General features: G+C 59.6%; 1 protein-coding gene. It reads left to right on the forward strand.

The window, feature by feature from the left end:
* Positions 1-458 (forward strand): tRNA guanosine(34) transglycosylase Tgt (locus tag D7V77_RS42535; protein ID WP_120581773.1); only part of this gene is annotated, 458 nt, incomplete at both ends.

The following is a 458-nucleotide window of genomic DNA, read 5'->3' on the forward strand; positions in this document are numbered from 1 at the left end:
GTCAAGGCGATGTCCCCGGCGGAGCTGAAGGACATTGGCGCGCAGATCATTCTGGGCAACACGTTCCACCTGTGGCTGCGCCCGGGCCTGGAAGTGATGGACGCGCACAAAGGCCTGCACGGTTTCAATGGCTGGGACAAACCCATCCTGACGGATTCCGGCGGTTTTCAGGTGTTTTCACTGGGCGATCTGCGCAAGATCACCGAAGAAGGCGTGACGTTTGCGTCTCCCATCAATGGCGACAAGCTGTTCCTGTCGCCCGAGATCTCGATGCAGATCCAGCGCCGGCTGAACTCCGACATCGTCATGCAGTTCGATGAATGCACGCCTTACAAGATTGGCGACCGCCCGGCAACGGAAGCTGAAGCTGCCGCTTCCATGCGCATGAGCCTGCGCTGGGCACAGCGCTCGCGTAACGAATTCGAGCGCGAACACAATCCGAATGCGCTGTTCGGCAT

Origin of the sequence: Corallococcus sp. CA041A (assembly GCF_003612075.1) — a bacterium.
GTDB lineage: Bacteria > Myxococcota > Myxococcia > Myxococcales > Myxococcaceae > Corallococcus > Corallococcus exiguus.